The following is a 24,215-nucleotide window of genomic DNA, read 5'->3' as shown; positions in this document are numbered from 1 at the left end:
GGAGTGAGCAACGCATGAGCACGCCCTATCCGTTCACCGCAGTGGTCGGCCAAGCCGACTTGCGGCTGGCGCTCCTGCTCAACGCCGTGAGCCCGGCGGTCGGTGGTGTGCTCGTGCGCGGCGAGAAGGGAACCGCCAAGTCCACCGCCGTGCGCGCGCTGTCGACCCTGCTGCCGCAGGTCGACGTCGTGCCCGGCTGCCGGTTCTCGTGCGCGCCGGCCGCGCCGGACCCGGCCTGCCCCGACGGCCCGCACGGGCCCGGCCCCGGCAGCGCCCGGCCCGCCCGCATGGTGGAGCTGCCCGTCGGCGCCTCCGAGGACCGCCTGGTCGGCGCCCTCGACATCGAACGGGCCCTCGCCGAGGGCGTGAAGGCCTTCGAGCCCGGTCTGCTCGCCGACGCCCACCGCGGGATCCTCTACGTCGACGAGGTCAACCTCCTCCACGACCACCTGATCGACCTGCTGCTGGACGCCGCCGCCATGGGCGCCTCGTACGTGGAGCGCGAGGGCGTCTCCGTCCGGCACGCGGCCCGCTTCCTGCTCGTCGGCACGATGAACCCCGAGGAGGGCGAGCTCCGCCCGCAGCTGCTCGACCGCTTCGGGCTGACCGTCGAGGTCGCCGCCTCCCGCGAGCCCGCCCAGCGCGTGGAGGTGGTGCGCCGCCGGCTCGCGTACGAGGACGATCCCGCGCGCTTCGCCACCCGCTGGGCCGGGGACGAGAACGAGGTCCGCGCCCGCGTGGTGGCCGCACGGGCGCTGCTCCCGCAGGTCGTGCTCGGGGACACGGCGCTGCTGCAGATCGCGGCGACCTGCGCCGGCTTCGAGGTCGACGGCATGCGCGCCGACATCGTGATGGCGCGCACCGCGACCGCGCTGGCCGCCTGGGCGGGCCGGACCACCGTGCTGAAGGAGGACGTCCGGCAGGCCGCGCTGCTGGCGCTCCCCCACCGGCGGCGCCGCAATCCCTTCGACGCGCCGGGCCTGGACGAGGACAAGCTGGACCAGATCCTCGACCAGTTCCCCGACGAGGAGCCCGATCCCGACCCGGAGCCCGAGCCGAACCCGGACCCGGACGCCGACCCGGATTCCGAGGGCCCGGACGACAACGGCGGTGGCCCCGACGGCGGTGGCGGGGTGCCCCCGCAGAGCGGCGGCCCCCAGGGCTCGGACGCCCCGGCGGACTCCACCGACACCGGCGGACCCACCGAGGCGCCCGCCGAGGCCCCCTCGGACGCCCCCGAGTCCCCACAGCCCTCCGCCCAGGATGCCGGCGGGCCCGAGCAGGCCGCCGTACGGGCCGCCGAGCCGTTCCGGACGAAGATGCTGAGCGTGCCCGGTCTCGGCGAGGGCGCCGCCGGGCGCCGTTCGCGCGCCCGTACCGCGCACGGCCGGACCACCGGCGCCCAGCGCCCCCGCGGCCACCTGACGAAGCTGCACCTGATGGCCACCGTGCACGCGGCCGCCCCGCACCAGCGGGCCCGCGGCCGGGACGGGCGCGGGCTCGTCATCCGCAAGGACGACCTGCGTCAGGCCACCCGGGAGGGCCGCGAGGGCAACCTCGTCCTCTTCCTCGTCGACGCCTCCGGCTCCATGGCCGCCCGTCGGCGCATGAGCGCGGTCAAGGGCGCCGTGCTGTCGCTGCTCCTGGACGCCTACCAGCGCCGGGACAAGGTCGGCCTGATCACCTTCCGGGGGGCCACCGCCGAGCTGGCGCTGCCCCCGACCTCCTCGGTGGACGCGGCCGCGGCCCGGCTGGAGCAGCTGCCCACCGGCGGCCGCACCCCGCTGGCCGCCGGGCTGCTGAAGGCCCACGAGGTCCTGCGGATCGAGCGGCTGCGGGACCCCTCGCGCCGGCCGCTGCTCGTGGTCGTCACCGACGGCCGGGCCACCGCGGCCGGGACCGCCGCGGGCCGGACGGACAGCACCCCGCGGGAACTCGCCGGCCGCAGCGCGCGGCTGCTGCAGGCCGGTGGCGTCGCCTCGGTGGTCGTGGACTGCGAGTCCGGGCCGGTCCGGCTGGGACTGGCCGGCGTACTGGCCGCCGACCTCGGCGGACCCGCCGTCACGCTCGACGGGCTGCGCGCCGACTCGCTGGCCGGGCTCGTGAGGAACGTACGTACCGCAGTGACATCCGACAGCAACAGGAGGGCCGCGTAATGCCTCAGGGACAGCCGTCCGTCGTTCCGGACGACGGACTCACGACGCGCCAGCGCCGCAACCGCCCGCTCGTCTTCGTGCACACCGGCCCCGGCAAGGGCAAGTCCACGGCGGCCTTCGGGCTGGCCCTGCGCGCCTGGAACCAGGGCTGGTCGATCGGGGTGTTCCAGTTCGTCAAGTCGGCGAAGTGGAAGGTCGGCGAGGAGAACGCGCTCAAGGTGCTCGGCGCCTCCGGCGAGGGCGGCGCGGTCGCCTGGCACAAGATGGGCGAGGGCTGGTCCTGGGTCCAGCGGGACGCGCAGCTCGACAACGAGCAGGCGGCCAAGGAGGGCTGGGAGCAGGTCAAGCGCGATCTGGCGGCCGAGACGCACAAGCTGTACGTGCTGGACGAGTTCGCCTACCCGATGCACTGGGGCTGGATCGACGTCGACGAGGTCATCGAGGTGCTGCGCAACCGTCCCGGTACGCAGCACGTGGTGATCACGGGCCGCAACGCGCCGGAGAAGCTGGTGGAGTTCGCGGACCTCGTCACCGAGATGACCAAGGTCAAGCACCCGATGGACACCGGCCAGAAGGGCCAGAAGGGCATCGAGTGGTGACCTCGTTCCACGTTCCCCGGCTGGTCATCGCCGCGCCCTCGTCGGGCAGCGGCAAGACCACCGTCGCCACGGGCCTGATGGCGGCGTTCTCGGAGCGCGGCCTCGCCGTGTCCCCGCACAAGGCCGGGCCCGACTACATCGACCCCGGCTACCACGCGCTGGCCACCGGCCGGCCGGGGCGCAACCTCGACGCGTTCATGTGCGGGCCGGAGCTGGTCGCTCCGCTGTTCGCGCACGCGGCGGCCGGGTGCGACCTCGCCGTGGTCGAGGGCGTGATGGGGCTCTACGACGGGGCGGCGGGCCGGGGCGAACTGGCGTCGACGGCCCAGGTCGCGAAGTTGCTGCGGGCGCCGGTGGTGCTGGTCGTCGACGCCTCCTCGCAGTCGCGGTCGGTGGCGGCGCTCGTCCACGGCTTCGCGTCCTTCGACCCGCAGGTGCGGCTGGGGGGCGTGATCCTGAACAAGGTCGGCTCCGACCGGCACGAGGTGATGCTGCGGGAGGCCCTGGAGGAGGCGGGGATGCCGGTGCTCGGCGTCCTGCGACGGGCTCCGCAGGTGGCCACGCCCTCGCGGCACCTGGGCCTGGTGCCGGTGGCCGAGCGGCGTGCGGATGCGGTGGCCGCCGTGGCGGCGCTGGCCGAGCAGGTCCGCCAGGGCTGCGACCTGGACGCCCTCATGGCCCTGGCGAGGACCGCACCGCCGTTGCCCTGCGAGGCCTGGGACGCGGAACGTGCCCTGGCGGGCACTCGGGGCTCCGCCCCGAACCCCGGTCCTCAAACGCCGGACGGGCTGGAAGAACCAGCCTCGCCGGCGTTTGAGGCGCGGGGTCTGGGGCGGAGCCCCAGCAACGGCGCTGCAGCCGCAAACCCCGCGATACGGCCGATCGTCGCCGTCGCCGGCGGGCCGGCGTTCACGTTCTCGTACGCCGAGCACGCGGAGCTGCTCACCGCGGCCGGGGCGGACGTCGTCACCTTCGACCCGCTCAGGGACGAGGCGCTGCCCGAGGGCACCACCGGCCTGGTGATCGGCGGCGGCTTCCCCGAGGTGTACGCGCCGGAGCTGTCCGCCAACGAACCGCTCCGCAAGGCCGTGGCCCGGTTCGCCGAGGCCGGCGGCCCGGTGGCCGCCGAGTGCGCCGGGCTGCTGTACCTCGCACGGTCGCTGGACGGCAAGCCCATGTGCGGCGTGCTCGACGCCGACGCCCGGATGTCGGAGCGGCTCACCCTCGGCTACCGCGAGGCGGTCGCGGTGTCGGACAGCGCGCTCGCCGCCAACGGCACCCGGCTGCGCGGGCACGAGTTCCACCGGACGGTCATAGAGCCGGGCGCCGGGGCCGCGCCGGCGTGGGGGTTCACGCACCCCGAACGCCGCGTCGAGGGCTTCGTACAGCAGGGTGTGCACGCCAGCTACCTGCACACGCACTGGGCGGCCGAGCCGTCCGTCGCGCTCCGCTTCGTCGAAGCGGCGGCGGCCCGGCCGTGAGATCAGTCCGCGATGCCCACCACGAGCCAGATCCCGGCCACCCCGCCCAGCGTGCACATCAGCGTGGACAGGGCGGGGTGCTTGTGGTGGGCCTCGGGCAGGATCTCGGCGGCCGCGAGGTAGAGCAGGACCCCGCCGAAGAATCCGAGGTACGCGCCGAGGGGTTCCTCCGGAAGGGTGAACAGCAGAGTGGACGCCGCGCCCACGACCGGGGCGACGGCGTCCGCGAAGAGCATCATCAGGGCCTTGCGGCGGTCGTTCCCGTAGAGGCTGGTGAGCGTGTACGTGTTGAACCCGTCGGCGAAGTCGTGGGTGATGACGGCCAGCGCCACGGCCACCCCCATCCCCCCGCCGACCTGGAAGGCCGCTCCCAGGGCCACTCCGTCGGCGAGGCTGTGGCCGACCATCGCCGCGGCCGCGGTGAGCCCGACCTGCGGGACGCGGACGCCGTCCTCGGCGCCGTGCGCGGCCTGGCGGACCGCCAGGAGCCGCTCCACGACGTGGGTGACGAGGAATCCGGCCACGAAGAGCAGCAGGGCGAGCGGGACGCCGAACACCTCGTCGCCCGCCGCGTGGAGGGACTCCGGGAGCAAGTCGAGGCCGACGACGCCGAGCATCAGCCCGCCGGCCAGGCCCAGCACGAGGTGGCGGCGGTCGGTGACGCGCTGCGCCGTCCATCCGCCCGCCAGGGTCATCAGGAACGCACCCAACGCCACGATCACGGCCATGTGCCCCTGAATACAGACTCCTCGCGTCGCGCGCACGTCCGTGCGCGGGTGGCGGGCATCGGAGTGTTGACGTGGTGACGGTGACCAAGGAGAGAGGACTCCCGGTGGGCGATTGCACGACGCACGTGGTGGTCGGGGTCGGCGGACGCGCGGGGGTCTCCGTCGCGGAGGTCTGCGCCCTGATCGAGGAGACGCTGCGGGGGGCCGGGCTGACCGCGCAGGCGGTCACGGCCCTGGCCACGGTGGATTCGAAGGTGGGCGAGGCGGGGATCGCGGGCGCGGCGGAACGTTTCGGCGTACCCCTCGTCGGATACCCCGCCGAACAGCTGGCCGCGATCGCCGTGCCGCACCCCTCCGAAGCGGCGCGCACGGTCACCGGGACCCCCTCGGTGGCGGAGGCCGCGGCCCTCGCCGCGGGCGGGGAACTCCTCGTGCCCAAGCGACGGTCGGTGGCGGCCACTTGCGCGGTGGCCACGGCGCAGGCGCACGACCTGCGCCACCACGGCGACGCCGAGGTGGTCGACGCGGGCTCCGCGCTGGTGGACCTGGCGGTCAACGTACGGGCGGACACCCCGCCGGCCTGGCTCAAGCAGCGGATCGCCGCCTCCCTCGGGGACCTCGCCGCCTACCCGGACGGCCGGGCGGCCCGCGCGGCGGTGGCGGCCCGGCACGGGCTGCCGGTCGAGCGGGTGCTGCTGACGGCGGGGGCCGCGGAGGCCTTCGTCCTGATCGCGCGGGCTCTGGGCGCCGTACGGCCGGTGGTGGTGCATCCGCAGTTCACCGAGCCGGAGGCGGCCTTGCGGGACGCGGGCCACCGGGTGGAGCGGGTGGTGCTGCGGGCGGAGGACGGCTTCCGGCTGGACCCGGCGGCGGTGCCCGAGGACGCGGACCTGGTGGTGATCGGCAACCCGACCAACCCGACGTCCGTCCTGCACCCGGCGGCGACGCTGGCCGCGCTGGCCCGGCCGGGCCGGATCCTGGTGGTGGACGAGGCGTTCATGGACGCGGTCCCGGGCGAGCGGGAGGCCCTGGCCGGGCGGACGGACCTGCCGGGGCTGGTGGTGCTGCGGAGCCTGACGAAGACCTGGGGGCTGGCGGGGCTGCGGATCGGCTACGTGCTGGCCGAGCCGGAGGTGATCGCGAAACTGTCGGCCGCACAGCCACTGTGGCCGGTGTCGACGCCGGCTCTGGTGGCGGCCGAGGCCTGTGTGGCTCCGGCGGCCCTGGCCGAGGCGGAGGAGGCGGCGCGGCGGATCGCGGTGGACCGGGCCCATCTGCTGGCCGGACTCGCGGAGTTCGACGAGGTGACGGTCGTGGGAGTGGCGGAGGGACCGTTCGTGCTGATCCAGGTGGCGGGCGCCTCGGAGGTCCGCACCCGGCTGCGCGCCCTCGGTTTCGCCGTCCGCCGCGGGGACACCTTCCCGGGGCTGGACCGCTCCTGGCTGCGGCTGGCGGTCCGCGACCGGGCGACGACGGGCCGGCTGCTCCAGGCCCTGGACCACGCCCTGGCGCTCGCCGCGCACTGAACCGGGGCCGGGCGGCTGCGGCCGGGCCAGGCGGCTGCGGCCGGGCCTGGCCGGGGGCGGAACGGTGGAAGGGCGGGTCGGGGATCGGCCCGCGCAGCGGCACACCCGCAACCGCCCGGGGCCGGGTCGCCGGGCCGGAGGGGTCGGTCGCGCCTACGATGGCGGGACGATCGGAGGACGGGGGGGCCATGAAGGTGGCGGGGCGGATAGGGGTCGGCCTGGCGGGGCTGGTGGTGATCGGCGGCGGGGTCCTCGCCGCGCCGCGGCTCCTCGACGACGGCAGGGGGACGGCTGCGGAGCAGCGGCTGCGGGGCGAGCCCGTCCCGGCGCCGAGCGCCACGTCCCCCGCGCCCACCCGGCCGGGGCACGGGCCGTTCACCCTGGTGGCGACCGGCGACATCATCCCGTACCCGTCGATCGTCCAGCGGTCCGCGGACGATGCCGGGAAGGCCGGGGAGTACGACTTCCGGAAGATACTCGCCGGGGTCAAACCCCTGGTCTCCGCCGCCGACCTGGCGATATGCCACCACGAGATACCGTACGGGCGCCCCGGCGGCCCCTACACGGGCTATCCCACCTTCAAGGCCCCGCACCAGCTGGCGGACGCCCTCAAGGACGCCGGGTACGACGGCTGTTCCACCGCCTCGAACCACACGCTCGACGACGGCTACGAGGGCCTCGTCCGCACCCTGGACCACCTCGACCGGGTCGGCATCCCGCACGTCGGCTCGGCCCGCAGTGCGGAGGAGGCCAAGGCCCCGGCGCGGCTCGCGGCCGGCGGGGCGCAGGTCGCCCAGCTCTCGTACACGTACGGCACGAACGGCATCCCGCTCCCCCAGGACAAGCCGTGGGCCGTGAACCTGATCGACAAGGACCGGATCATCGCCGACGCCCGCGCCGCCCGGGCCGGCGGTGCGAACGTGGTCGTGCTCAGCGTCCACTGGGGCACCGAGTGGCAGACGGCGCCCGACGAGCAGCAGAAGGAACTGGCGCAGGCGCTGACCGCCTCCCGCTCGGCCGACGGCCTCCCCGACATCGATCTGATCATCGGCACGCACAACCACGTGCCGCAGCCCTACGAGAAGATCAACGGCACGTGGGTGGTCTTCGGGATGGGCGATCAGGTCGCCAGCTTCGTACCGGCCGACAAACTGCGCGGCAACCAGTCCTCGGTCCCCCGCTTCACCTTCGCCCCGGCGGCGGCCCACCCCGGCCGCTGGGAGGTGGTGAAGGCCGAATACCTCACGCAGTACTCGGACATGGGGCCGCCGTTCCGTGTCGTCTGCGCCTCCTGCGCGGCCTCCGACACCTCCCTGCCCGCCGCGAAGCGGAGCGAGTACGCCCGGATCGACCAGCAGGTCACCGAGGCCGTGCTGTCGCGCGGCGCGGGCGGGCAGGGTCTGGAGCACGCCACGCGCTGAGCCGCACGCCACCCTCCGAGCACTCCCCTCCGTGTGCTCCTCGGGGCGGCGGCCCGCGCGGGTCCGGATCCGGGCCCAGGCCCGGGCCCGGATCCGGCCGGCGGTCCTACGAGGCCCTGCCCCGGCGGGTCACCAGGAGCGCGACCCCGCCGATGCCGAGCAGGAAGAGCGCCCCGCCGGCGACGTAGGGGGTCAGTGAACCGCCGCCGGTCTCGGCCAGGTTGGCATCGGCGGTGACACCGGACGCGATGGCGGAGCCGGAGCCGGTCCCCGTCCCGGCTTGCGGCTTGATGTCCGGGTTCGCCGCCGGCGGGGCCGAGGAGGGCGCCGGGCCCGCCGGCGTCTCGCAGTGCGCCTCGGCGAGCACGATCTCGCCCTCCACCTGCGCCACGTTCAGGTTCAGCGGGTTCACCGACACCTTCAGGCGGAGCGCGGCCGCGGCGGCCGTCGTGGAGGTGGTCTGCGTACCGGACAGCTCCAGGTGGACCACGCCGACGCCCGGGACCTCCAGCTTGGTGGGGCCGCCCGCCGACAGCGTGACCTTCTTGCCGAGCGCCGTCACCTTCCCGAGGACGTTCGCGCTGGCCACCGGCTTCCTGCCGGCTTCGCACACGGCCTTGGAGGTGACCTTCTCCACCTCGACGAGGGAGAGCAGGGGCAGTCCGGGCACGTGCACCGTGGCCTTGGCGAGGTTGGCCTCCGCCTCGGCCCGGTTCTTGTCCGCGGTCGCCTTGGACGTGGCCACGTCGGCGCGCAGGACGCTGACCGGCCTGTTCCCCTCGACCCCGTCCAGGGTGACGGTCAGCGCGGTCTTCTCGGCCGTCGCCGGTGCACTGACCTCGTTGAGGGTCGCCTCCAGCGGTACGTGCACGGTCTTGTTGAGCAGACCCACGTCCAGCCCGGCGCGCAGGACCACGGCTCCGGCTTTCCCCTCGCCGCCCGCCCCGGCTCCGCCGCCTCCCGTGGCGGCGGCGGGCGGGGCGGTGAGCAGGGCCATCGCTCCCGTGGCGAGCAGAACGGCCGCGGGCATGCGGAAGGTGTTGCTGTTCAAGGTGTGGAACCCCCGGGGAGATGGGTGCCGTCGCGCTGCCAATGGGGGACATCGCGCGCGCCGACGGCCTCGACCCCGGAATTTTTACGCACTGTGAGTGAACGGGTGGCAACCTGACGTGAGTTCACCCCAAAGGGTGGTTTCCATCCATGTATTCGATTTGTGGCACCTCAGGAGACCTCAGGAGGAACGCGAGTTCCCTCCTTTCACAGACGGAGGGCCCGTCCGGGCGTCTTCAACGACCGACGGGCCCTCTGTGTCACGCGGCGTCAACAGGACGCCGAGCCGCGGCTCAGGCCCTGACCTCGCCGTTCACGACGACCCGCAGCGGCTGCGCCAGCGCGCGTACGTCGGCCCGCGGGTCGGCGCCGTAGACGACGAGGTCCGCCGGCGCCCCCTCCGTGAGGCCGGGCCTGCCGAGCCACTCGCGCGCCGCCCAGGCCGTGGCCGAGAGGGCGTCCAGCGCCGGGATCCCGGCCTTCACCAGCTCCTCCACCTCCGCCGCGACCAGGCCGTGCGGCAGGGAACCCCCGGCGTCGGTGCCGACGTAGACGGGGATGCCCGCGTCGTAGGCGGCCCGTACGGTGTCGTAGCGCCGCTCGTGGAGCCGCCGCATGTGCGCCGACCAGCGCGGGAACTTCGCCTCGCCGCCCGCCGCCATCTTCGGGAACGTCGCGATGTTCACGAGGGTCGGGACGATCGCGACCCCGCGCTCGGCGAACAGCGGGATGGTGTCCTCCGTGAGGCCGGTGGCGTGCTCGATGCAGTCGATGCCCGCCTCGACCAGGTCGCGCAGCGAGTCCTCGGCGAAGCAGTGCGCGGTGACGCGGGCGCCCAGCCGGTGCGCCTCGGCGATGGCCGCCTCGACCTCGGCGCGCGGCCAGCAGGCCGCCAGGTCCCCGGCGTCGCGGTCGATCCAGTCGCCGACGAGCTTCACCCAGCCGTCGCCGCGCAGCGCCTCGCGGCCGACGTACTCGACCAGGTCGGACGGCTCGATCTCGTGCGCGTAGTTGCGGATGTAGCGGCGGGTGCGCGCGATGTGCCGGCCGGCGCGGATGATCTTCGGCAGGTCCTCGCGGTCGTCGATCCAGCGGGTGTCGGAGGGCGATCCGGCGTCGCGGATGAGGAGGGTGCCGGCGTCCCGGTCGGTGAGGGCTTGGCGCTCGGCGGTCGCGGCGTCGACCGGTCCGTGGGCGTCCAGCCCCACGTGGCAGTGCGCGTCGACCAGCCCCGGCAGCGCCCAGCCCGACACCGTGGTGACCTCGCGGGCCCCGGGCGGGCGCTCGTAGGAGACCCGCCCTCCGACCACCCAGAGCTCGTCGCGGACCTCGTCGGGCCCGACCAGCACCCGCCCCTTCACGTGCAGCACATCACTCATGGCGGCACTGTACGTGCGCCCCGCGCGTGCGCGCCGTCCGCCTCAGGAGGCGGAGAGGACGTCCAGCAGCCGGTCCACGTCCGCCTCCGTGCTGTAGAGGTGGAACGAGGCCCGCAGGGCGCCGGCGCGGGCCGAGGTGGCGATGCCGGCCGCCTGCAGGGCGGGCTGCCGGTCCGCGAGGCCCGGCACCGAGACGATGGCGGCCCCGCCGGGTACGGGCTCGTGGCCGAGGCGGGCGAGACCGGCCCGGTAGCGGGCGGCGAGGGCGGTGTCGTGGGCGTGGATGGCTTCGATGCCGATCCGCTCGATCAGGGCCAGCGAGACCTCTGCCGCGTGGTAGGCCAGGAAGACCGGGGACTCGTCGAACCGCCGCGCGCCGTGCGCCAGTTGCGAGATCGGACCATAGGTGGAGTCCCACACGGACTCGGCCGCCACCCAGCCGGCGTGCAGCGGGGTCAGGGTGGACTGGGCCTCCTGCGACACGGTCAGGAACGAGGCCCCGCGGACGGCGAGCAGCCACTTGAAGCCGACGGCGACCGTGTAGTCGTAGGGCGAGGCGTCGAAGGGCAGCCAGCCCACCGCCTGGGACGCGTCCACGAGCATCCGGGCCCCGTGCGCCGCCGTGGCCGCGCGCACCGCGGGCAGGTCGGCCAGCCGCCCGTCCGAGGACTGCACGGCGCTCAGCGAGACCAGGGCCGTGTCCGGGCCGACGGCCTCGGCCAGGGACTCCAGCGGCGCGAAGCGGACCTTGAGGTCGCCCCGCACCACGAAGGGGTTGATCACGGAGGCGAAGTCACCCTCCGGGCACAGGACTTCGGCGCCGGGCGGGAGCGAGGCCGCGACGAGCCCGACGTGGGTGGAGACGGCCGAGCCGACGGCCACCCGCTCGGTGTCCACCCCGACGAGGCGGGCGAAGGCGGCCCGGGAGCGGTTCACGCGGTCGAAGTCGCCGAAGCCGGCGGGGACGCCGGCCCCCGCCGCCTCGGCCAGTTCCCGTACGGCCGCGACGGCGGAACGCGGGAGCACCCCGCAGTTGGCGGTGTTGAGATAGGCGGTGGAGTGGGCGAACTCGGCACGGGTTGCTTCGTCGAGAAGATCCATACCGTCAACTCTGCGGCAGGAACGACCCGAAATCCATTGCCGGTTACCCGCGCCCGCCCCAAGTCGTCCTTAGGCCTGCGGGACGGCGCAGGCCCCGTCGGGCTCGCACGCCTCGGCCCCGGCGGCCGGCTCCTCGATCTCCCGCGCGGCCCACGCCTGCTCCAGGGCCCGGGTGAACACCTCGGCCGGCTGCCCGCCGGAGATTCCGTAGCGGCGGTCGAGGACGAAGAACGGCACGGCGTTCGCGCCCAGCTCGGCGGCCTCGCGCTCGTCGGCCCGGACCTCGGCGGCGTAGGCGGAGCCGTCGGCGAGCACGGCGCGCGCCTCGGCCTCGTCCAGCCCGGCCTCGACGGCGAGCGCGACCAGCACCTCCGGGTCGAAGACGGAGCGCTCCTCGCCGAAGTTGGCCCGGTAGGCGAGGTCGAGCAGCTCCTCCTGCCGGCCGCGGGCACCGGCCAGGTGCAGCAGCCGGTGGATGTCGAAGGTGTTGCCGTGGTCGCGGCCGTCCGTCCGGTACTCCAGCCCCTCGGCGCGGGCGCTGGCCGCGACGTGCTCCTCCATGCCGCGCGCCTCGTCGAGGGTGCGGCCGTACTTCTTGGCGAGCATCTCCACCACGGGAGCGGTGACCCCCTTGGCACTGCCCGGGTCGAGCTCGAAGGACCGGAACACGACCTCCACCTCGTCACGGTGCGCGAACTCGGCCAGTCCCTTCGTGAAACGGGCCTTGCCTATGTAGCACCAGGGGCAGGCGATGTCGCTCCAGATCTCGACGCGCATGATCCTTCTTCTCTCCGGGGTCGGGGGACAAAACGGTTTCCCCTTCAACCACCCGTTGCCCCGTCCCATTCCCCGGACACGGCGGGGAGCGGACGGGAGCGGACGTACGGGCAGCCCGCGGGGGACCGCGCCGTCGTGTGATCGGGCGCGGTCCCCAGTGGCATGCGGGGCCGGAGGCGGGTCGTCAGCGCTGGGGCGGGCGGGGGTCCCCGGGGGCGGGGGACTCGTTGCCGCCGATCTGCTCGTTGAGCTTCTGCTGCGCCGTGTCCACCTGGCTCTGGTACTTGTTCCCGGTCTTCGCGTCGAAGGCATCTCCGGCCTTCTCGACTCCTTGGCGGGCCTGGTCAGGGTGTCCCTTGATCAGGTCTTTGAGCTTGTCGAGCATGGACATGGGGCGTCCTCTCTACGGAATGCCGGACGCTTCAAGCTTCTCCGCGAAGGCCGGTGTCCGCACCCGGAGCGTCCGCGGGGCCCCCGGCCGGGTCCGCGGGGCCCCCAGCCGGGTCCGCGGCGGGCGGGGGGCCGACCTGGAGCCAGAGGGTGCGGTGGGTGCCCGCGTGCGGGGTGGAGGGGTCCGGGCGCCAGCCGTGGGTGGCGTAGAAGGCCTGGGCGCGGAGGTTGTGCGCGTAGACCTCGAGGCGGACCCGGCTGACTCCGGCGCGGCGCCAGACGTCGAGGCAGGCGGCGTGAAGGGCGGCGCCGGTGCCGCGGCGCCAGTGGACCGGGTCGACGTGGAGCTGGGTGAGGGTGGTCTCGCCGTCCTCCGTGCGGAAGGCGGCGACCCCGGTGAGCCGGCCGTCCTGCTCGGCGCAGAGCACCGCGCCCTCGGCGGGGTCGCGGGCGACGGCCCGGGACCAGCCCTCGCGGGTCCGGTGGAGCTCCACGTCACCCGCGTAGGCCTGTTCGGGGATGTGTCCCTGGTAGTACGTGGCCCGGGCCCGCGTGTGCAGGGCGGCGATGGCGTCGAGGTCTGCGGGCTCCGCGGCTCTGATCACGGGAAGGGGAACGCGCCGGGAACCCGGGCGGTTCCCGGCGCGTCGGCCGTGCATGTGAGGGGGCCGGGCCGCCCGCGCGGCTACTTCTTGAGCCACGCCTCCATCATCTTCTGGGCGATGGGGGCGGCCAGTTTGCCGCCGCCGATCTCGGAGCGGTCGGTGTCCGAGTTCTCGATCACCACGGCGACCGCGATCTGCTTGCCGCCGAGCTTGCCGTACGAGGTGAACCAGGCCAGCGGCGCGAGGCTGTTGTTGACACCGCGCTGGGCGGTACCGGTCTTGCCGCCCACCTCGGCGCCCGCCACCTGGGCGGGCTTGCCGCCGCCCTCGGTGGCGACCGTGCGCATGGCGTCCCGGATCATCGAGGCGGTCTTCTCTCCCATGACCTGCCGGGACTTCGGGTCCTTGAAGCTCTCCAGCACGTCGCCGTTGCCGTCGGTGACCTCGGAGACCGTGTGCGGGGCGACGAGCTTGCCGCCGTTCTCGATCGCGGCCGTCACCATCGCCATCTGGAGCGGGGTGGCCTGGACGTCGAACTGGCCGATGCCCGTCTGCGCGACCTGGTCGACCGACATCTTCTTCGACGGGTACTTGCTCGGCGGGTTGGTGCGGACCGGGGTGTCGATCTGCACGTTGAACCCGAGCTTCTCGGCCGTCGCGCGCATCTTGTCCTGGCCGAGTTTGGAGGCGAGCTCGGCGAAGACGTTGTTGCAGGACAGCCGCAGGGCGGTGCGCACCGAGACGTTGTTGCAGGCCGCGGAGCCCGCCTCGCTGGGCAGCAGGGTGCGGGTTCCGGGGATCGTGTACGGGTCGGCGATGCCGGTCGGCTGGTCGAGGTTGGTGACCAGGCCGTTCTCGATGGCCGCGGCGAGGGTGACCAGCTTGAAGGTGGAGCCGGGCGCCTGGGGCTTGCGCAGCGCCACGTTCTCCATGGCCTTGCCCTTGTCGGCGGAGAGCGCGTCCCAGGCCTTCTGGTCGTTGGCGCCGGCGATGCTGCCCGGGTCGAAGGAGGGGTTGTTCACGACGGCGAGGATCGCGCCGGTGGCGGGATCGATGGCCACGGCGGCGCCCTGCTTGCCCTGGAGAGCGTCGTAGGCGGCCTTCTGCACGTTCTTGTCGATCGTGGTGAGGACGTTGCCGGGGGCGGCCCGCTTGTTGGTGAGCATGTCCATCGCGGTCTTCAGCCGGCTGTCGGAACCGTTGAGGACGTTCTTGTAGACGCCCTCCAGCATGCTGGTGCCGTAGGCCTGTGAGCTGTAGCCGGTGATCGGCGCGTAGAGGGGGCCGTCGACGTACGTCCGCTTGTAGCCGAAGTCCTTGCCGCCCGTCTTCTCCGAGCCGGTGATCGCCTCCCCGCCCACGATGATGTTGCCCAGCGGGTTCTCGTACTGCCCGATGAGGTTCCGGCGGTTGTGCTTGTCGTCTGCGAGGGCCTGGCCTTGGTATGCCTGCACCCAGGTGACGCGGACCAGCAGGGCCAGCACCAGAAGCAGACAGAAGACCGACGCACGCCTGATCGTCTTGTTCATCCCCCAGAAGGACGTCCCAGCGACCCCAGCCGTTCCGCTCTGCCCTGATTGTGGCGGTGTTCTCAGCTTTTCTTCATGATGAAGCCCCCCTCGTACGCCGCGATGACCGCCTGGGTGCGGTCGCGGGAGCCGGTCTTGGTGAGGACCGACGCGACGTGCGTCTTGACCGTCTGCGGTCCGACGCCGAGGCGCTCGCTCATCTCGTGGTTGGACAGCCCGGTGGCCATCAGGCGCAGTACGTCGGCCTCGCGGTCGGTGAGCCGGGCCACCCAGGGCGCGGTGGCGGCGGGGGCGCCGCCGGCCGTGTGGGCGGCGGCGAGGGAGCGCACCGCGGCGGGGAAGAGCAGCGAGTCACCGCGGGCGACGAGCCGGACCGCCCCGATCAGCTCGTCGGGGTCGGCGCGCTTGAGGAGGAAGCCCACGGCTCCCGCGCGCAGCGCGTCGTAGACGTAGGCGTCGTTCTCGAAGGTGGTGACGACCACGATCCGGGGCGGCGCGGCCATGGTGGCGAGGATCTGCTCGGTGGCCCGGATCCCGTCTATCTCGGGCATCCGGACGTCCATCAGCACCACGTCCGGGGCCAGCGAGCGGACCAGCGGGACCGCTTCGGCGCCGGTGGCGGCCTCCCCGACGACCTGCAGGTCGGGCTCGGCCTCCAGGATCACGCGCAACGCGGTCCGGACCATCCGCTCGTCGTCGCAGAGCACGATGCGCAGCGGCGGACGGCCCGCCGGGGTCGGTACGCTCATCGGTCGCCTCCGGCGAGCGGGAGGACGGCCCGCAGCCGCCACCGGTCCTCGTACGGGCCGGCCTCGACGCTGCCGCCGAGCAGCGCGGCCCGTTCCGCGGAGCCGCGCAGTCCGCGGCCCCCGGTGGTGCGGGACTCCCCCTCGCCGGGGGCAGCGGGCGTATTGGTCATGGTGATCTCCAGTTCACGGTGTCCGCCCTCGTGGCCGGCCCGTACCCGGATCCGCAGATCCACCGGGCCGGTGCCGTGGCGGAGGGCGTTGCTGAGTCCTTCTTGGACGATCCGGTACGCCTCGCGGGAGGCGATCGCCGGAAGCCCTGCCCAGTCCCCGCCGGGGCCGGGGTCCTGGTGTGCGGTGACGGTGGTGCCGGCCGCCCGGGTGCGGGTCAGCAGCCCGTCGAGGTCGGCGGCGAGGGTCGGCGCCGGCGCGGCGTCCGGCCGGGCCTGGTCCCCGTCCCGCAGCAGGCCCAGTACGGCATCCAGCTCGCCCACCGTCCGCCGGGTGGTGTCCTCGATCGCGGCCAGCGCCTCCCGTACGAACGCGGGGTCGCGCTCCAGCATCCGCCGGGCGGCGACCGCCTGGAGGGTGACGGCACTCAGCGCGTGCCCGACCGCGTCGTGCAGCTCCCGGGCCAGCCGGTTGCGCACGGCCAGGTCCGCGGCCCGCTCCTCGGCGGCGGCCAGCCGGTCCGCCGGCGTCGGCCCGAGCAGTACGGGCGCCATCCGGGCCAGCAGCGCCCCGGCCCCCGCGGCGCACAGGACGAGCCCGCCCAGCAGAGCGATCCCGACCAGGGGGGCCACGTACGGATCGGCCTCGGTGGTGAACCAGCCCAGCCCGAGCTCGGCCTTGCGCAGTCCGCTCACGAACGGCAGCGTGATCAGCACCACCGCCATGGGCGGTACCGCGAGGCTGATCCCGCTGATCACCGCACCCACCCCCAGGTGCAGGGTCCACCAGGCGGAGGTCCGCCCCCGCGCGGCCCAGGACCGCGCCGGCCCTTCCGCCAGCCGCTCCCCCGGCACCCCGCACATGGCCCGGACGGCGGCCACGGACAGCGGCCGGACCAGCCCGAAGACCGCGGTGACCGCGGCCAGCGGCAGGGCCGCCGCATAGGCGGTGAGGGCCAGCGGGAAGGAGTTGAGGGCATTGACCCCGCCGGCCGCCGTACCGACCCCCACCTGGGCAAGGAAGAAGTACGGCATCAGCAGCGCCCCGCCGAGGATCTGGTGGATCCAGCGCAGCCGGGCCCGCGCGCCGAGCAGCCGGCCCGGAGCGCCCCGCATCATCCTTCGCGGCGGGATATGAGGAACCGGGTGAGGACGGCGGCGGCGAGCGATCCGGTGATCATCTGGCCAGCGTAGGCCAACAGGACTGCGGAAGAAGGTCCTTCACCGCCGTCCAGCTGCGGTCCCAGCGAAGCGGTCAGCATCCAGGCTCCCCAGGTGAGGGCCGCACCCGCTCCGACCCAGGCGAGGGCGAGCGGCCACCGCGCCCGGAACCCCCCGCCACGGGCCAGCAGCAGCGCCCCCGCCCCGGCGGCGAGCGCGCACATCCCGTGGACCGCGGACACCACACCCGTCTGCGCGGAGTACGCGGCCGCCTGCTCGGCACCCAGCCCGGCCGTGCCGCCGAAGGCCCAGTACGCGTGCACCGCCGCGACCGCCAGGCCGGCCGCGGCCGCGGCTGCCGCCACCACCCCCGTGGACGACGGCAGCCGCTTCCCCGTCACGCCCTGCCACCGCCGGCCCCAGCGCTCTCGCGCGTAGGGCACGAACAGTCCGGCCAGGGCGAGCCCTTGAACCATGAAGCCGCCGTAGACCACGTTGAACACCCAGGGGTCCAGGAACGGCTCGCGCGCGGCCGCCGCGGCCGGGTCCGCCCCGAAGCCGAGCGCCCGTATGAGCAGTTGGCCCGGGAACCCCGTGATGATCGGGGTCAGCAGGCCCGTGGCCACGAAGACCGGGACGGCCAGCAGCCAGGCGGGCACCCGTATGCCCCAGGGCCTGGTGAGCACCACGACGAGCAGGATGACGCTCGCGTCCATGGCCAGCGTGACGGAATTGGCCGCGATCAAGACCGGCCCGGGCTCCAGCAGCACGCTGCCGTCCGGTATCCCGATCCGGCTCCCGGACAGCCAGGCGGTCTTCAGCGCCAGGTACGGCACGGTGGCAGCGATGGCCACCGCCCCCAGGATCCCCCGCCCGGCCCCCGTGGCGGGGGCCGGCGGCCTCGTCGCGTACGCCGTCCGAACGGCTCGTGTGCTCATGACCCAACGGTCCCGCGCCGACCGCCCCCACCACCTCCCCCTCAAAGGGGAACCGCCTCCCCCACGCGGGGGAGGAACCACCCGCACCGCCGCCCCACCTGCACCGCCGCCCCACTCGCGACGCCGTCCCACATGCACCGCCGTCCCACTCGCGACGCCTCACATGCACGGCCTCGCATGCGGCGGCCTCACATGCGCCGCGTCACCACCGACAGCCGGTCCCGCGCCTCGAACAGCGCCGCCTTGATGACCTGTTCGTGCCCCGCCGTCAGCCGCGCCACCGGCACCGAGCAGCTCACCGCGTCCCGGGCCGGCGTCCGGTACGGGACCGCCACCCCGAAGCAGCGCAGCCCGAGCGTGTTCTCCTCCCGGTCCACCGCGTACCCCTGCTCCCGCACCAGCGCCAACTCCTCGACGAGCTGCTCCCGGTCGGTGATGGTGTGCTCGGTGACCGCTTCCAGCCGCCGCGGCAGCAGTCTCCGTACCTCTTCGTCCGTGTGCGTGGCCAGCAGCGCCTTGCCGAGCGCCGTCGAGTGCACGGGCAGCCGCCGCCCGACCCGGGTGAAGGGCCGCAGGTAGTGCTGGGACTGCCGGGTGGCGAGGTACACGACGCTCGTCCCGTCCATCCGCGCCAGGTGGATGGTCTCCGTCGTGTCGTCGGAGAGCCGGTCCAGCGTGGGCCGGGCGGCGGCGACCACCTCGTCGCCGTCGATGTACGAACTGCCGACCAGCAGAGCTCGTACGCCGATTCCGTACCGCGTGCCCGTCGCGTCCGTCTCCACCCACCCCAGGTTCACCAGCGTGCGCAGCAGCATGTAGAGGCTGGACTTGGGCAGGTCGAGGTCGTGCTGGATGTCCGCCAGGCTGTGCAGCCCCGGCCGCGCCGCGAAGTGCTCCAGCAGCAGGACGGTCCGCACCGCCGATTTGACCGGCGCCGCCGCAACCGGGATCCCCGACTCGGTCGTCGTCATACGCCTGCTTCCCCTCTGGTCGCCTCTTGTCACGCGGAGGACGCGGAAATAGAGTCCGCAGCAGATGTGATCATTCATCCACCGGAACCGCGTTCAGAATACTGAACGATCCAGGAGGCAGTGGGCCATGACAACGACACCAGTCTGGAGTGTGGACCCCCGCACCGGGAAGCAGCGCGAGCAGGTTGCGGTGGAGGCCACGCCCCAGGAGGTGGCCGAAACCGTACGGGCGGCCCACGCGGCCCGCGGCCCGCTCGCCGACGCCTCCGTCCGCGCCGCCTTCCTCCGCACCGCCGCCGCACTGCTCGACGAGGCCGCCGCCCACGTCATCGAGGCCGCCGACGCCGAGACGGCGCTCGGCCCGGGCCGGCTCACCGGCGAACTGGCGCGCACCACCGGCCAGCTGCGCGCCTTCGCCGACGCCGTCGACGAGGGCGCCTACCTCGACATCCGGATCGACCGCGCCGACCCCTCCCTCAGCCCGCCCCGCCCCGAACTGCGCCGCTACAAGGTCCCGCTCGGCGTGGTCGCGGTCTACGCCGCCTCCAACTTCCCGCTCGCCTTCTCCGTCCCCGGCGGGGACACCGCGAGCGCGCTGGCCGCCGGCTGCCCGGTGGTCGTCAAGGCGCACCCCGACCACCCCGCAACCTCCGAGCTGTGCGCCTCGCTGCTGCGCCGGGCGGCGGCCACCGTCGGACTGCCGGCCGAGGTGGTCAGCGTGGTCCACGGGTTCGACGCCGGCCTGGAGCTGATCCGCCACCCGCTGGTGGCCGCCGCCGGATTCACCGGTTCCATCCGCGGCGGGCGGGCGCTGTTCGACGCGGCGGCCGCCCGGCCCGTACCGATCCCCTTCCACGGCGAGCTGGGCTCCCTCAACCCCGTCGTGGTCACCGCGGCCGCGGCCGCCGAGCGCGCCGAGGAGATCGGCGCCGGACTGGCCGGCTCGGTCACCCTCGGCCTCGGCCAGTTCTGCGTGAAGCCGGGACTGGTACTGGTCCCCGAGGGCGCGGCGGGCGACCGCCTCACCGGCGCGCTCACCAAGGCGCTCGGGGAGACCGAGCCCGGGGTGCTGCTCGACCACCGGATGCGGGAGAACTTCGTCTCCGGAGTGCGCGAGCGGGCCGGGCTACCCGGCGTCGACGCGCCCGTCACCCCGGGCTCCGGCGGGGACCACACCGTCGGCGCGGGCTACCTGACCGTGAGCGCCGGGGACCTGCTCGGGGGCGGCGCCCACGATCTCCTCCTGGAGGAGTGCTTCGGCCCGGTCACCGTGGTCGTGCGGTACGCCGACCAGGGCGAGGCCGGCGCGGTGCTCGGCCGGCTCCCCGGAAACCTGAGCGCCACGCTCCAGCTGTCGGCCGCCGAGACGGAGGGCGCGCCGGGCCCGGCCGCCGAGCTGATCGGGCAGGTCACGGAGCTGGCCGGCCGGATCGTGGTCAACGGCTGGCCGACCGGTGTGGCGGTGGCCCCGGCCCAGCACCACGGCGGCCCCTACCCGGCGGCGACCTCGCACTCCACCTCGGTGGGCGGGACCGCGATCGAGCGCTGGCTGCGGCCGGTGGCCTACCAGTCCGTGCCGGACGCGCTCCTTCCGGCGGAACTGCGCGAGGCCAACCCGCTGGGGCTGCCGCGCCGGGTCACGGGCGCCTGAGCGAAGGCCGCGCCTTGGCCGGGAGGGCGTACTCCGGCCGGAGGCGTATCCCTGCCGGGAAGCTGCACTCCGGCCGGGAGGCCTTACCCCTGCCGAGGGGGTGTACCCCGCCCGGAGTACACCCTGGCGAGGGCCACACCCCGGCCGGGAGGGCGCACCCCGGCCGGGGGCGTATCCCCGCCGGGGGGGTGTACTCCGGCCGTGGGGCGTACCCCGGCCGGGCCACACCCCGGCGAGGGCCACACCTCGGCCACCGCGCCCAGAGCAGGACCGTGCCCGGACCGGGGACCGTGCCCGGGCCGGGAGCGCCACCCGTAATCCCGTTGCCCGCCCCGCGCGCGGCGGGGCAGGCTGCGCCCCATGCCGAAGCCGCACGGATTCTCGTACGAAAGACTGGGCGCCCAGGGCCTGGTCATCACCCACCAGGGCCGCACCGCCGCCACCCTGCGCGGCGCCCGGGCGGAGAAGTTCCTCACCGAGGTCGAGTCCGGCGACGCGCAGCTGGTCATGGCCCGCTGGACCGGCTCGTACAAGTTCGGCAACGAGCGCGCGGCGCGGAACCACCCCCGCAACCGGCGCTGAAATCTCCCGCGAGGGTAAGGGAACGGCAAAGCCCCTCCGGTCGTTCTCCGGGCATGACCGCTATGACCCCTGGTTCCAACCTGCCGCTCAACACCGTCCGCGTGACGGTGGACGTGGCTGCGCCGGTGCGGCTCGACGTATCGGCCCTGCTCCTGACGGCCGACGGCAAGGTGCGCTCCGACGCCGACTTCATCTTCTTCAACCAGCCCTCCGGCCCCGGTGTCAGCTACCGGTCCGGCGGCGGTGCGGCGCCGGACTCGATCACGGTGGACACCGGCGCGGTGCCGCCGGGCATCGAGCGGATCGTGGTCACGGCCAGCCCCGACGCCGCCGGGCAGAGCTTCCAGGGCATCGAGCCCACGGCCACCGTGCGCAATGCCGACGGCGGCGCGGTGATCGCCTCCTTCACCCCGCCGCAGCTGGGCTCCGAGACGGCGCTCGTCGTCGTCGAGATCTACCTGCGCGGCGGCGTGTGGAAGGTGCGCGCGGTCGGCCAGGGGTACGCGAACGGCCTCGCCGGCATCGCCACCGACTTCGGGGTCTCCGTGGAGGACGAGCCGGCTCCCGCGGCCGCCGTCACCCCGCCCGTCGCGCCGGCACCCCCCGCGCCCCCCGCGGCGCCGGCCGCACCGGTCTCCTACCCGCCCTCCCCCTGGCTCGGAGGCGCCACGACCCCGGCGGCCCCCGTCACCCCGGCCGCGCCGGTCCCGCCCGCGGCGCCCGCCGCACCCCCGGCCGCCCCGGCCGGCACCGGGAAGATCAACCTCGACAAGGGCCGGGTCAGCCTCCAGAAGAACCAGACCGTCTCCCTGGTCAAGGGCGGCCGCCCGCTGCTCTCCCAGGTCAAGATGGGCCTGGGCTGGGAGCCCGCCTTCGGCGGCCGGGACATCGACCTCGACGCCTCCGTCATCGCGTACGGCCCCCAGCGCAACCACATCGACAGCTGCTACTTCGGCAAGCTGTCCATCCTGGGCGGCTCCGTCAAGCACTCGGGGGACAACCTCACCGGTGAGGGCGCGGGCGACGACGAGGTGATCGTCGTGGACCTCGGCCGGCTCCCCGCCGAGGCCACCGGCCTGGTCTTCACGGTCAACTCCTTCTCCGGCCAGAAGTTCACCGAGGTGGCGAAGGCCTACTGCCGCCTGATGGACGCGGCGACCGGCGAGGAGCTGGTGCGCTTCGACCTGACCACCGCCGAGCCCCAGACCGGCGTGATGATGGCCAAGCTGATCAAGCAGTTCAGCGGCGAGTGGGAGATGACGGCCATGGGCGAGTTTGTGAAGTCGCGCACAGTGCGCGGCATGGTCAAGCCCGCCGCGCAAGCACTCTGAGCAGGTGGGCGGGCACCGGCAGCCACGGCGGCGCATCCCGGGTGATGGATGCCACGCGTAATCCGTACGTTGCTGTCAGTGCCCGCCCGTAGCCTTGAAACCATGCACCAGACACTCACGCCCGCGGGACCCGCCCGCCCGTCCGCCGCCGAGGCGAACGAGGCGATACGGCTCCTCGTCGAGACCCGGGTGGACGGCGAGTGGCCCTCGGAGGCGTATGAGTTCCTGCTCACCGAGTGGGCCGACGGCTCGCGCGCGGAGGTTTCCGCAGGCCAGTGAGCGCGGGCGCCCAGGCACCCGCGCCCACGCTCACGCCCACACCCGTACCGGCTCCCACACCCGTTGCCGGCGCGCCCGCGCTCGTGGGCGCGCCGGGGTCCGCCCGCGTCAGTGGCCGCGCCGCCAAGGCCCGGTGATGGCCAGCATGATGCCCGGGTCCTGGATGTTGGCGAACAGCGTGCGCCCGTCCGGGGAGAAGCAGACACCGGTGAATTCGGAGTACTCCGGCTCCTCGGCCGTCCCGATGTTCAGCTCGTTGCGCGCCAGCGGGTAGGTGCGGCCCGAGTCGGTCGCGCCGAACAGGTGCTGCAGCCCCGAGCCGTCCTCCGCGATGACCAGCCCTCCGTACGGCGACACGGTGATGTTGTCCGGGCCGTCGTAGCCGCCGTCCACCGACGGATCCGCGTTGACACCGATCAGGACGGTCAGCCGGACCGTGCGCCGCTTCGGGTCGTAGAACCACACCTGGCCGTCGTGCGCCGCGCCCGGGCTCTCCTCACGGGCGTAGGAGGAGACGAAGTACGCGCCTCCGTCGGCCCACCACATGCCTTCCAGCTTGCGCCCGCGCGTCACCACCCCGTCCGCGAACTGCTTGCGCACCGGCACCGTCCGGGCGTCGCGGTCGGTCACGTCCACCCAGTCGACCCCGTAGACGGTGCCGATCTTCGTCGCGCGCGAGAGGTCGTCGACGAACCGGCCCGAGCTGTTGATGCACTTGGCGGCCTGCAGCACGCCGGCGTCGGCGGCGAGCGTACGGAGCCTGCCGCGCCCGTGGTGGAAGCCGCGGGGCGGGGTCCAGCGGTAGAGCAGCCCGTTGGGGCCGGAGGCGTCCTCGGTCAGGTACGCGTGGCCCTGGCGCGGGTCGATGACCACGGCCTCGTGGTCGTAGCGGCCGAAGGCCTTGACCGGGCGCGGGTCGCGGTTGGCGCGCCGGTCGTGCGGGTCGACCTCGAAGACGTAGCCGTGGTCCTTGGTCATGCCGTTCTTGCCGGCGAGGTCGGAGTTCTCCTCGCAGGTCAGCCAGGTGCCCCAGGGGGTGGAGCCGCCCGCGCAGTTGGTGGACGTACCGGCGATGCCCACCCATTCGGCGACCCCGCCGCCGCGCCTGACCTCGACGACCGTGCAGCCGCCGGCCGCGGCCGGGTCGTAGACCAGGCCCTCGGTGAGCGGGACGGGGTGGGTCCAGCCCGAACGGGGGCCCTTGAGCTCGTGGTTGTTGACGAGGAGGGTGACTCCTCGGTGGCCCTCGAAGGCGGCGGTCCCGTCGTGGTTGGACGGGGTGCTCTCGCCGGACTCCAGTGTGGTGACCCCGCTGTGCGTGAGCACCCGGTACTTGAACCCGGCGGGGAGGGCGAGGAGGCCGGCCGGGTCGGGGACGAGCGGGCCGTAGCCGGGCTCGCAGGGCCGCCCGCGCTCGTCGCGGTGGGTGCTGTCGTCGGCCGCCAGTGCTCCGGGGGCGGTGGCGAGGGCGCCGACCGTCCCGGTGAGCGCGACTCCCGCGCCGGCGATGACGGTGCGGGCGGTGAAGTCTCTACGGCTGAGCGGCATCGGGTCTCCTGGGGTGGGGAGGTGGTGCGCCTGTCGTGCGGTCGTCGGCGCACACGCTCGCGCCCGCACGTGAACGGCGGCTGAACTACCCACGAA

At 74.1% G+C, this 24,215-nt stretch carries 22 protein-coding genes; 9 read left to right on the top strand and 13 right to left on the bottom strand.

What is annotated here, in order from left to right; all coding sequences use genetic code 11:
• Positions 1–14: 14 nt before the first annotated feature.
• From ACIPYQ_RS33670 to ACIPYQ_RS33660, 3 genes are read left to right on the top strand one after another with little or no spacing between them, the layout of a single operon-like run.
• Entirely contained in the window at positions 15–2,156 is a 2,142-nt protein-coding gene (locus ACIPYQ_RS33670; RefSeq protein WP_401257855.1) for a putative cobaltochelatase, read from the top strand.
• Positions 2,156–2,755, top strand: coding sequence for a cob(I)yrinic acid a,c-diamide adenosyltransferase (gene cobO, locus ACIPYQ_RS33665; protein WP_319731803.1), 600 nt, complete (start codon positions 2,156–2,158; stop codon positions 2,753–2,755). Before ACIPYQ_RS33670 ends, cobO begins: the two co-directional genes overlap by 1 nt.
• Complete coding sequence (locus ACIPYQ_RS33660; protein ID WP_401257853.1) at positions 2,749–4,236, top strand: cobyrinate a,c-diamide synthase; 1,488 nt, start codon at positions 2,749–2,751, stop codon at positions 4,234–4,236. The genes cobO and ACIPYQ_RS33660 overlap by 7 nt, the downstream gene beginning before the upstream one ends.
• Before the next feature lie 2 nt (positions 4,237–4,238).
• Here the strand turns inward: ACIPYQ_RS33660 and ACIPYQ_RS33655 are convergent, their stop codons facing one another.
• Positions 4,239–4,964 (bottom strand): ZIP family metal transporter, encoded by a 726-nt coding sequence (locus ACIPYQ_RS33655; protein WP_401257852.1) that lies wholly within the window; start codon positions 4,962–4,964, stop codon positions 4,239–4,241.
• A gap of 104 nt (positions 4,965–5,068) precedes the next feature.
• Between ACIPYQ_RS33655 and cobC the strand changes: the two genes are divergently transcribed.
• Both cobC and ACIPYQ_RS33645 read left to right on the top strand, forming a co-directional pair.
• The gene (gene cobC / locus ACIPYQ_RS33650) at positions 5,069–6,490 is read left to right on the top strand and encodes an Rv2231c family pyridoxal phosphate-dependent protein CobC (RefSeq protein ID WP_401257851.1); all 1,422 of its coding nucleotides are present in this window, start codon (positions 5,069–5,071) and stop codon (positions 6,488–6,490) included.
• 188 nt (positions 6,491–6,678) lie between these two features.
• Complete coding sequence (locus ACIPYQ_RS33645; RefSeq protein WP_401257850.1) at positions 6,679–7,911, top strand: CapA family protein; 1,233 nt, start codon at positions 6,679–6,681, stop codon at positions 7,909–7,911.
• Between the two features lie 106 nt (positions 7,912–8,017).
• Here ACIPYQ_RS33645 and ACIPYQ_RS33640 read toward each other — a convergent pair whose 3' ends face one another.
• The 11 genes from ACIPYQ_RS33640 to ACIPYQ_RS33590 all read right to left on the bottom strand — a co-directional run bounded on the left by ACIPYQ_RS33640 (position 8,018) and on the right by ACIPYQ_RS33590 (position 18,728).
• Positions 8,018–8,962 (bottom strand): SCO1860 family LAETG-anchored protein, encoded by a 945-nt coding sequence (locus ACIPYQ_RS33640; protein ID WP_401257849.1) that lies wholly within the window; start codon positions 8,960–8,962, stop codon positions 8,018–8,020.
• Positions 8,963–9,254: 292 nt separating this feature from the next.
• Positions 9,255–10,340, bottom strand: coding sequence for an amidohydrolase family protein (locus tag ACIPYQ_RS33635; RefSeq protein ID WP_362232347.1), 1,086 nt, complete (start codon positions 10,338–10,340; stop codon positions 9,255–9,257).
• Positions 10,341–10,382: 42 nt separating this feature from the next.
• Positions 10,383–11,441 (bottom strand): aminotransferase class V-fold PLP-dependent enzyme, encoded by a 1,059-nt coding sequence (locus ACIPYQ_RS33630; RefSeq protein WP_401257848.1) that lies wholly within the window; start codon positions 11,439–11,441, stop codon positions 10,383–10,385.
• 69 nt (positions 11,442–11,510) lie between these two features.
• Complete coding sequence (locus ACIPYQ_RS33625) at positions 11,511–12,218, bottom strand: DsbA family oxidoreductase (RefSeq protein WP_401257847.1); 708 nt, start codon at positions 12,216–12,218, stop codon at positions 11,511–11,513.
• Positions 12,219–12,402: 184 nt separating this feature from the next.
• Complete coding sequence (locus ACIPYQ_RS33620) at positions 12,403–12,609, bottom strand: antitoxin (RefSeq protein WP_401257846.1); 207 nt, start codon at positions 12,607–12,609, stop codon at positions 12,403–12,405.
• Between the two features lie 31 nt (positions 12,610–12,640).
• Positions 12,641–13,213: a GNAT family N-acetyltransferase gene (locus ACIPYQ_RS33615; RefSeq protein ID WP_401257845.1), complete on the bottom strand. Its 573-nt coding sequence runs from the start codon at positions 13,211–13,213 to the stop codon at positions 12,641–12,643.
• Between the two features lie 80 nt (positions 13,214–13,293).
• A complete protein-coding gene (locus tag ACIPYQ_RS33610; RefSeq protein WP_401257844.1) occupies positions 13,294–14,742 on the bottom strand; it encodes a penicillin-binding transpeptidase domain-containing protein in 1,449 nt (482 codons plus the stop codon).
• A 62-nt stretch (positions 14,743–14,804) separates the two neighbouring features.
• A complete protein-coding gene (locus ACIPYQ_RS33605) occupies positions 14,805–15,491 on the bottom strand; it encodes a response regulator (protein ID WP_401257843.1) in 687 nt (228 codons plus the stop codon).
• Positions 15,488–16,774, bottom strand: coding sequence for a sensor histidine kinase (locus ACIPYQ_RS33600; protein WP_401257842.1), 1,287 nt, complete (start codon positions 16,772–16,774; stop codon positions 15,488–15,490). Before ACIPYQ_RS33600 ends, ACIPYQ_RS33605 begins: the two co-directional genes overlap by 4 nt.
• Positions 16,774–17,757, bottom strand: coding sequence for a hypothetical protein (locus tag ACIPYQ_RS33595; RefSeq protein WP_401257841.1), 984 nt, complete (start codon positions 17,755–17,757; stop codon positions 16,774–16,776). Before ACIPYQ_RS33595 ends, ACIPYQ_RS33600 begins: the two co-directional genes overlap by 1 nt.
• Positions 17,758–17,945: 188 nt before the next feature.
• A complete protein-coding gene (locus ACIPYQ_RS33590) occupies positions 17,946–18,728 on the bottom strand; it encodes an IclR family transcriptional regulator (protein ID WP_361757166.1) in 783 nt (260 codons plus the stop codon).
• A 127-nt stretch (positions 18,729–18,855) separates the two neighbouring features.
• Here ACIPYQ_RS33590 and ACIPYQ_RS33585 point away from each other — a divergent pair, with 127 nt between their 5' ends.
• The 4 genes from ACIPYQ_RS33585 (at position 18,856) to ACIPYQ_RS33570 (ending at position 22,571) form a co-directional block, all read left to right on the top strand.
• A complete protein-coding gene (locus tag ACIPYQ_RS33585) occupies positions 18,856–20,379 on the top strand; it encodes an aldehyde dehydrogenase (NADP(+)) (protein WP_401257840.1) in 1,524 nt (507 codons plus the stop codon).
• Positions 20,380–20,739: 360 nt separating this feature from the next.
• Entirely contained in the window at positions 20,740–20,961 is a 222-nt protein-coding gene (locus ACIPYQ_RS33580; RefSeq protein WP_362232372.1) for a hypothetical protein, read from the top strand.
• Between the two features lie 62 nt (positions 20,962–21,023).
• Positions 21,024–22,292, top strand: a complete 1,269-nt coding sequence (locus ACIPYQ_RS33575) for a TerD family protein (protein ID WP_361757157.1) — start codon at positions 21,024–21,026, stop codon at positions 22,290–22,292.
• Between the two features lie 102 nt (positions 22,293–22,394).
• Complete coding sequence (locus ACIPYQ_RS33570) at positions 22,395–22,571, top strand: hypothetical protein (protein ID WP_319734186.1); 177 nt, start codon at positions 22,395–22,397, stop codon at positions 22,569–22,571.
• 108 nt (positions 22,572–22,679) lie between these two features.
• On the opposite strand, the gene ACIPYQ_RS33565 is transcribed toward ACIPYQ_RS33570, so the two are convergent.
• Positions 22,680–24,119, bottom strand: a complete 1,440-nt coding sequence (locus tag ACIPYQ_RS33565) for an alkaline phosphatase PhoX (protein WP_401257839.1) — start codon at positions 24,117–24,119, stop codon at positions 22,680–22,682.
• Between the last annotated feature and the right edge of the window lie 96 nt (positions 24,120–24,215).

Source organism: Streptomyces sp. NPDC090045 (assembly GCF_044747975.1).
GTDB lineage: Bacteria > Actinomycetota > Actinomycetes > Streptomycetales > Streptomycetaceae > Streptomyces.
This window is presented reverse-complemented; position numbering and strand designations above follow the sequence as displayed.

Excerpts from the sequence above, each read along its gene's own strand:
- ACIPYQ_RS33670 (WP_401257855.1), top strand. The coding sequence starts at position 15 with ATGAGCACGCCCTATCCGTTCACCGCAGTGGTCGGCCAAGCCGACTTG.
- cobO (WP_319731803.1), top strand. The coding sequence starts at position 2,156 with ATGCCTCAGGGACAGCCGTCCGTCGTTCCGGACGACGGACTCACGACG.
- ACIPYQ_RS33655 (WP_401257852.1), bottom strand. The coding sequence starts at position 4,964 with ATGGCCGTGATCGTGGCGTTGGGTGCGTTCCTGATGACCCTGGCGGGC.
- ACIPYQ_RS33645 (WP_401257850.1), top strand. The coding sequence starts at position 6,679 with ATGAAGGTGGCGGGGCGGATAGGGGTCGGCCTGGCGGGGCTGGTGGTG.
- ACIPYQ_RS33635 (WP_362232347.1), bottom strand. The coding sequence starts at position 10,340 with ATGAGTGATGTGCTGCACGTGAAGGGGCGGGTGCTGGTCGGGCCCGAC.
- ACIPYQ_RS33630 (WP_401257848.1), bottom strand. The coding sequence starts at position 11,441 with ATGGATCTTCTCGACGAAGCAACCCGTGCCGAGTTCGCCCACTCCACC.
- ACIPYQ_RS33625 (WP_401257847.1), bottom strand. The coding sequence starts at position 12,218 with ATGCGCGTCGAGATCTGGAGCGACATCGCCTGCCCCTGGTGCTACATA.
- ACIPYQ_RS33620 (WP_401257846.1), bottom strand. The coding sequence starts at position 12,609 with ATGTCCATGCTCGACAAGCTCAAAGACCTGATCAAGGGACACCCTGAC.
- ACIPYQ_RS33610 (WP_401257844.1), bottom strand. The coding sequence starts at position 14,742 with ATGAACAAGACGATCAGGCGTGCGTCGGTCTTCTGTCTGCTTCTGGTG.
- ACIPYQ_RS33605 (WP_401257843.1), bottom strand. The coding sequence starts at position 15,491 with ATGAGCGTACCGACCCCGGCGGGCCGTCCGCCGCTGCGCATCGTGCTC.
- ACIPYQ_RS33600 (WP_401257842.1), bottom strand. The coding sequence starts at position 16,774 with ATGCGGGGCGCTCCGGGCCGGCTGCTCGGCGCGCGGGCCCGGCTGCGC.
- ACIPYQ_RS33595 (WP_401257841.1), bottom strand. The coding sequence starts at position 17,757 with ATGAGCACACGAGCCGTTCGGACGGCGTACGCGACGAGGCCGCCGGCC.
- ACIPYQ_RS33590 (WP_361757166.1), bottom strand. The coding sequence starts at position 18,728 with ATGACGACGACCGAGTCGGGGATCCCGGTTGCGGCGGCGCCGGTCAAA.
- ACIPYQ_RS33585 (WP_401257840.1), top strand. The coding sequence starts at position 18,856 with ATGACAACGACACCAGTCTGGAGTGTGGACCCCCGCACCGGGAAGCAG.
- ACIPYQ_RS33580 (WP_362232372.1), top strand. The coding sequence starts at position 20,740 with ATGCCGAAGCCGCACGGATTCTCGTACGAAAGACTGGGCGCCCAGGGC.
- ACIPYQ_RS33575 (WP_361757157.1), top strand. The coding sequence starts at position 21,024 with ATGACCCCTGGTTCCAACCTGCCGCTCAACACCGTCCGCGTGACGGTG.
- ACIPYQ_RS33570 (WP_319734186.1), top strand. The coding sequence starts at position 22,395 with ATGCACCAGACACTCACGCCCGCGGGACCCGCCCGCCCGTCCGCCGCC.
- ACIPYQ_RS33565 (WP_401257839.1), bottom strand. The coding sequence starts at position 24,119 with ATGCCGCTCAGCCGTAGAGACTTCACCGCCCGCACCGTCATCGCCGGC.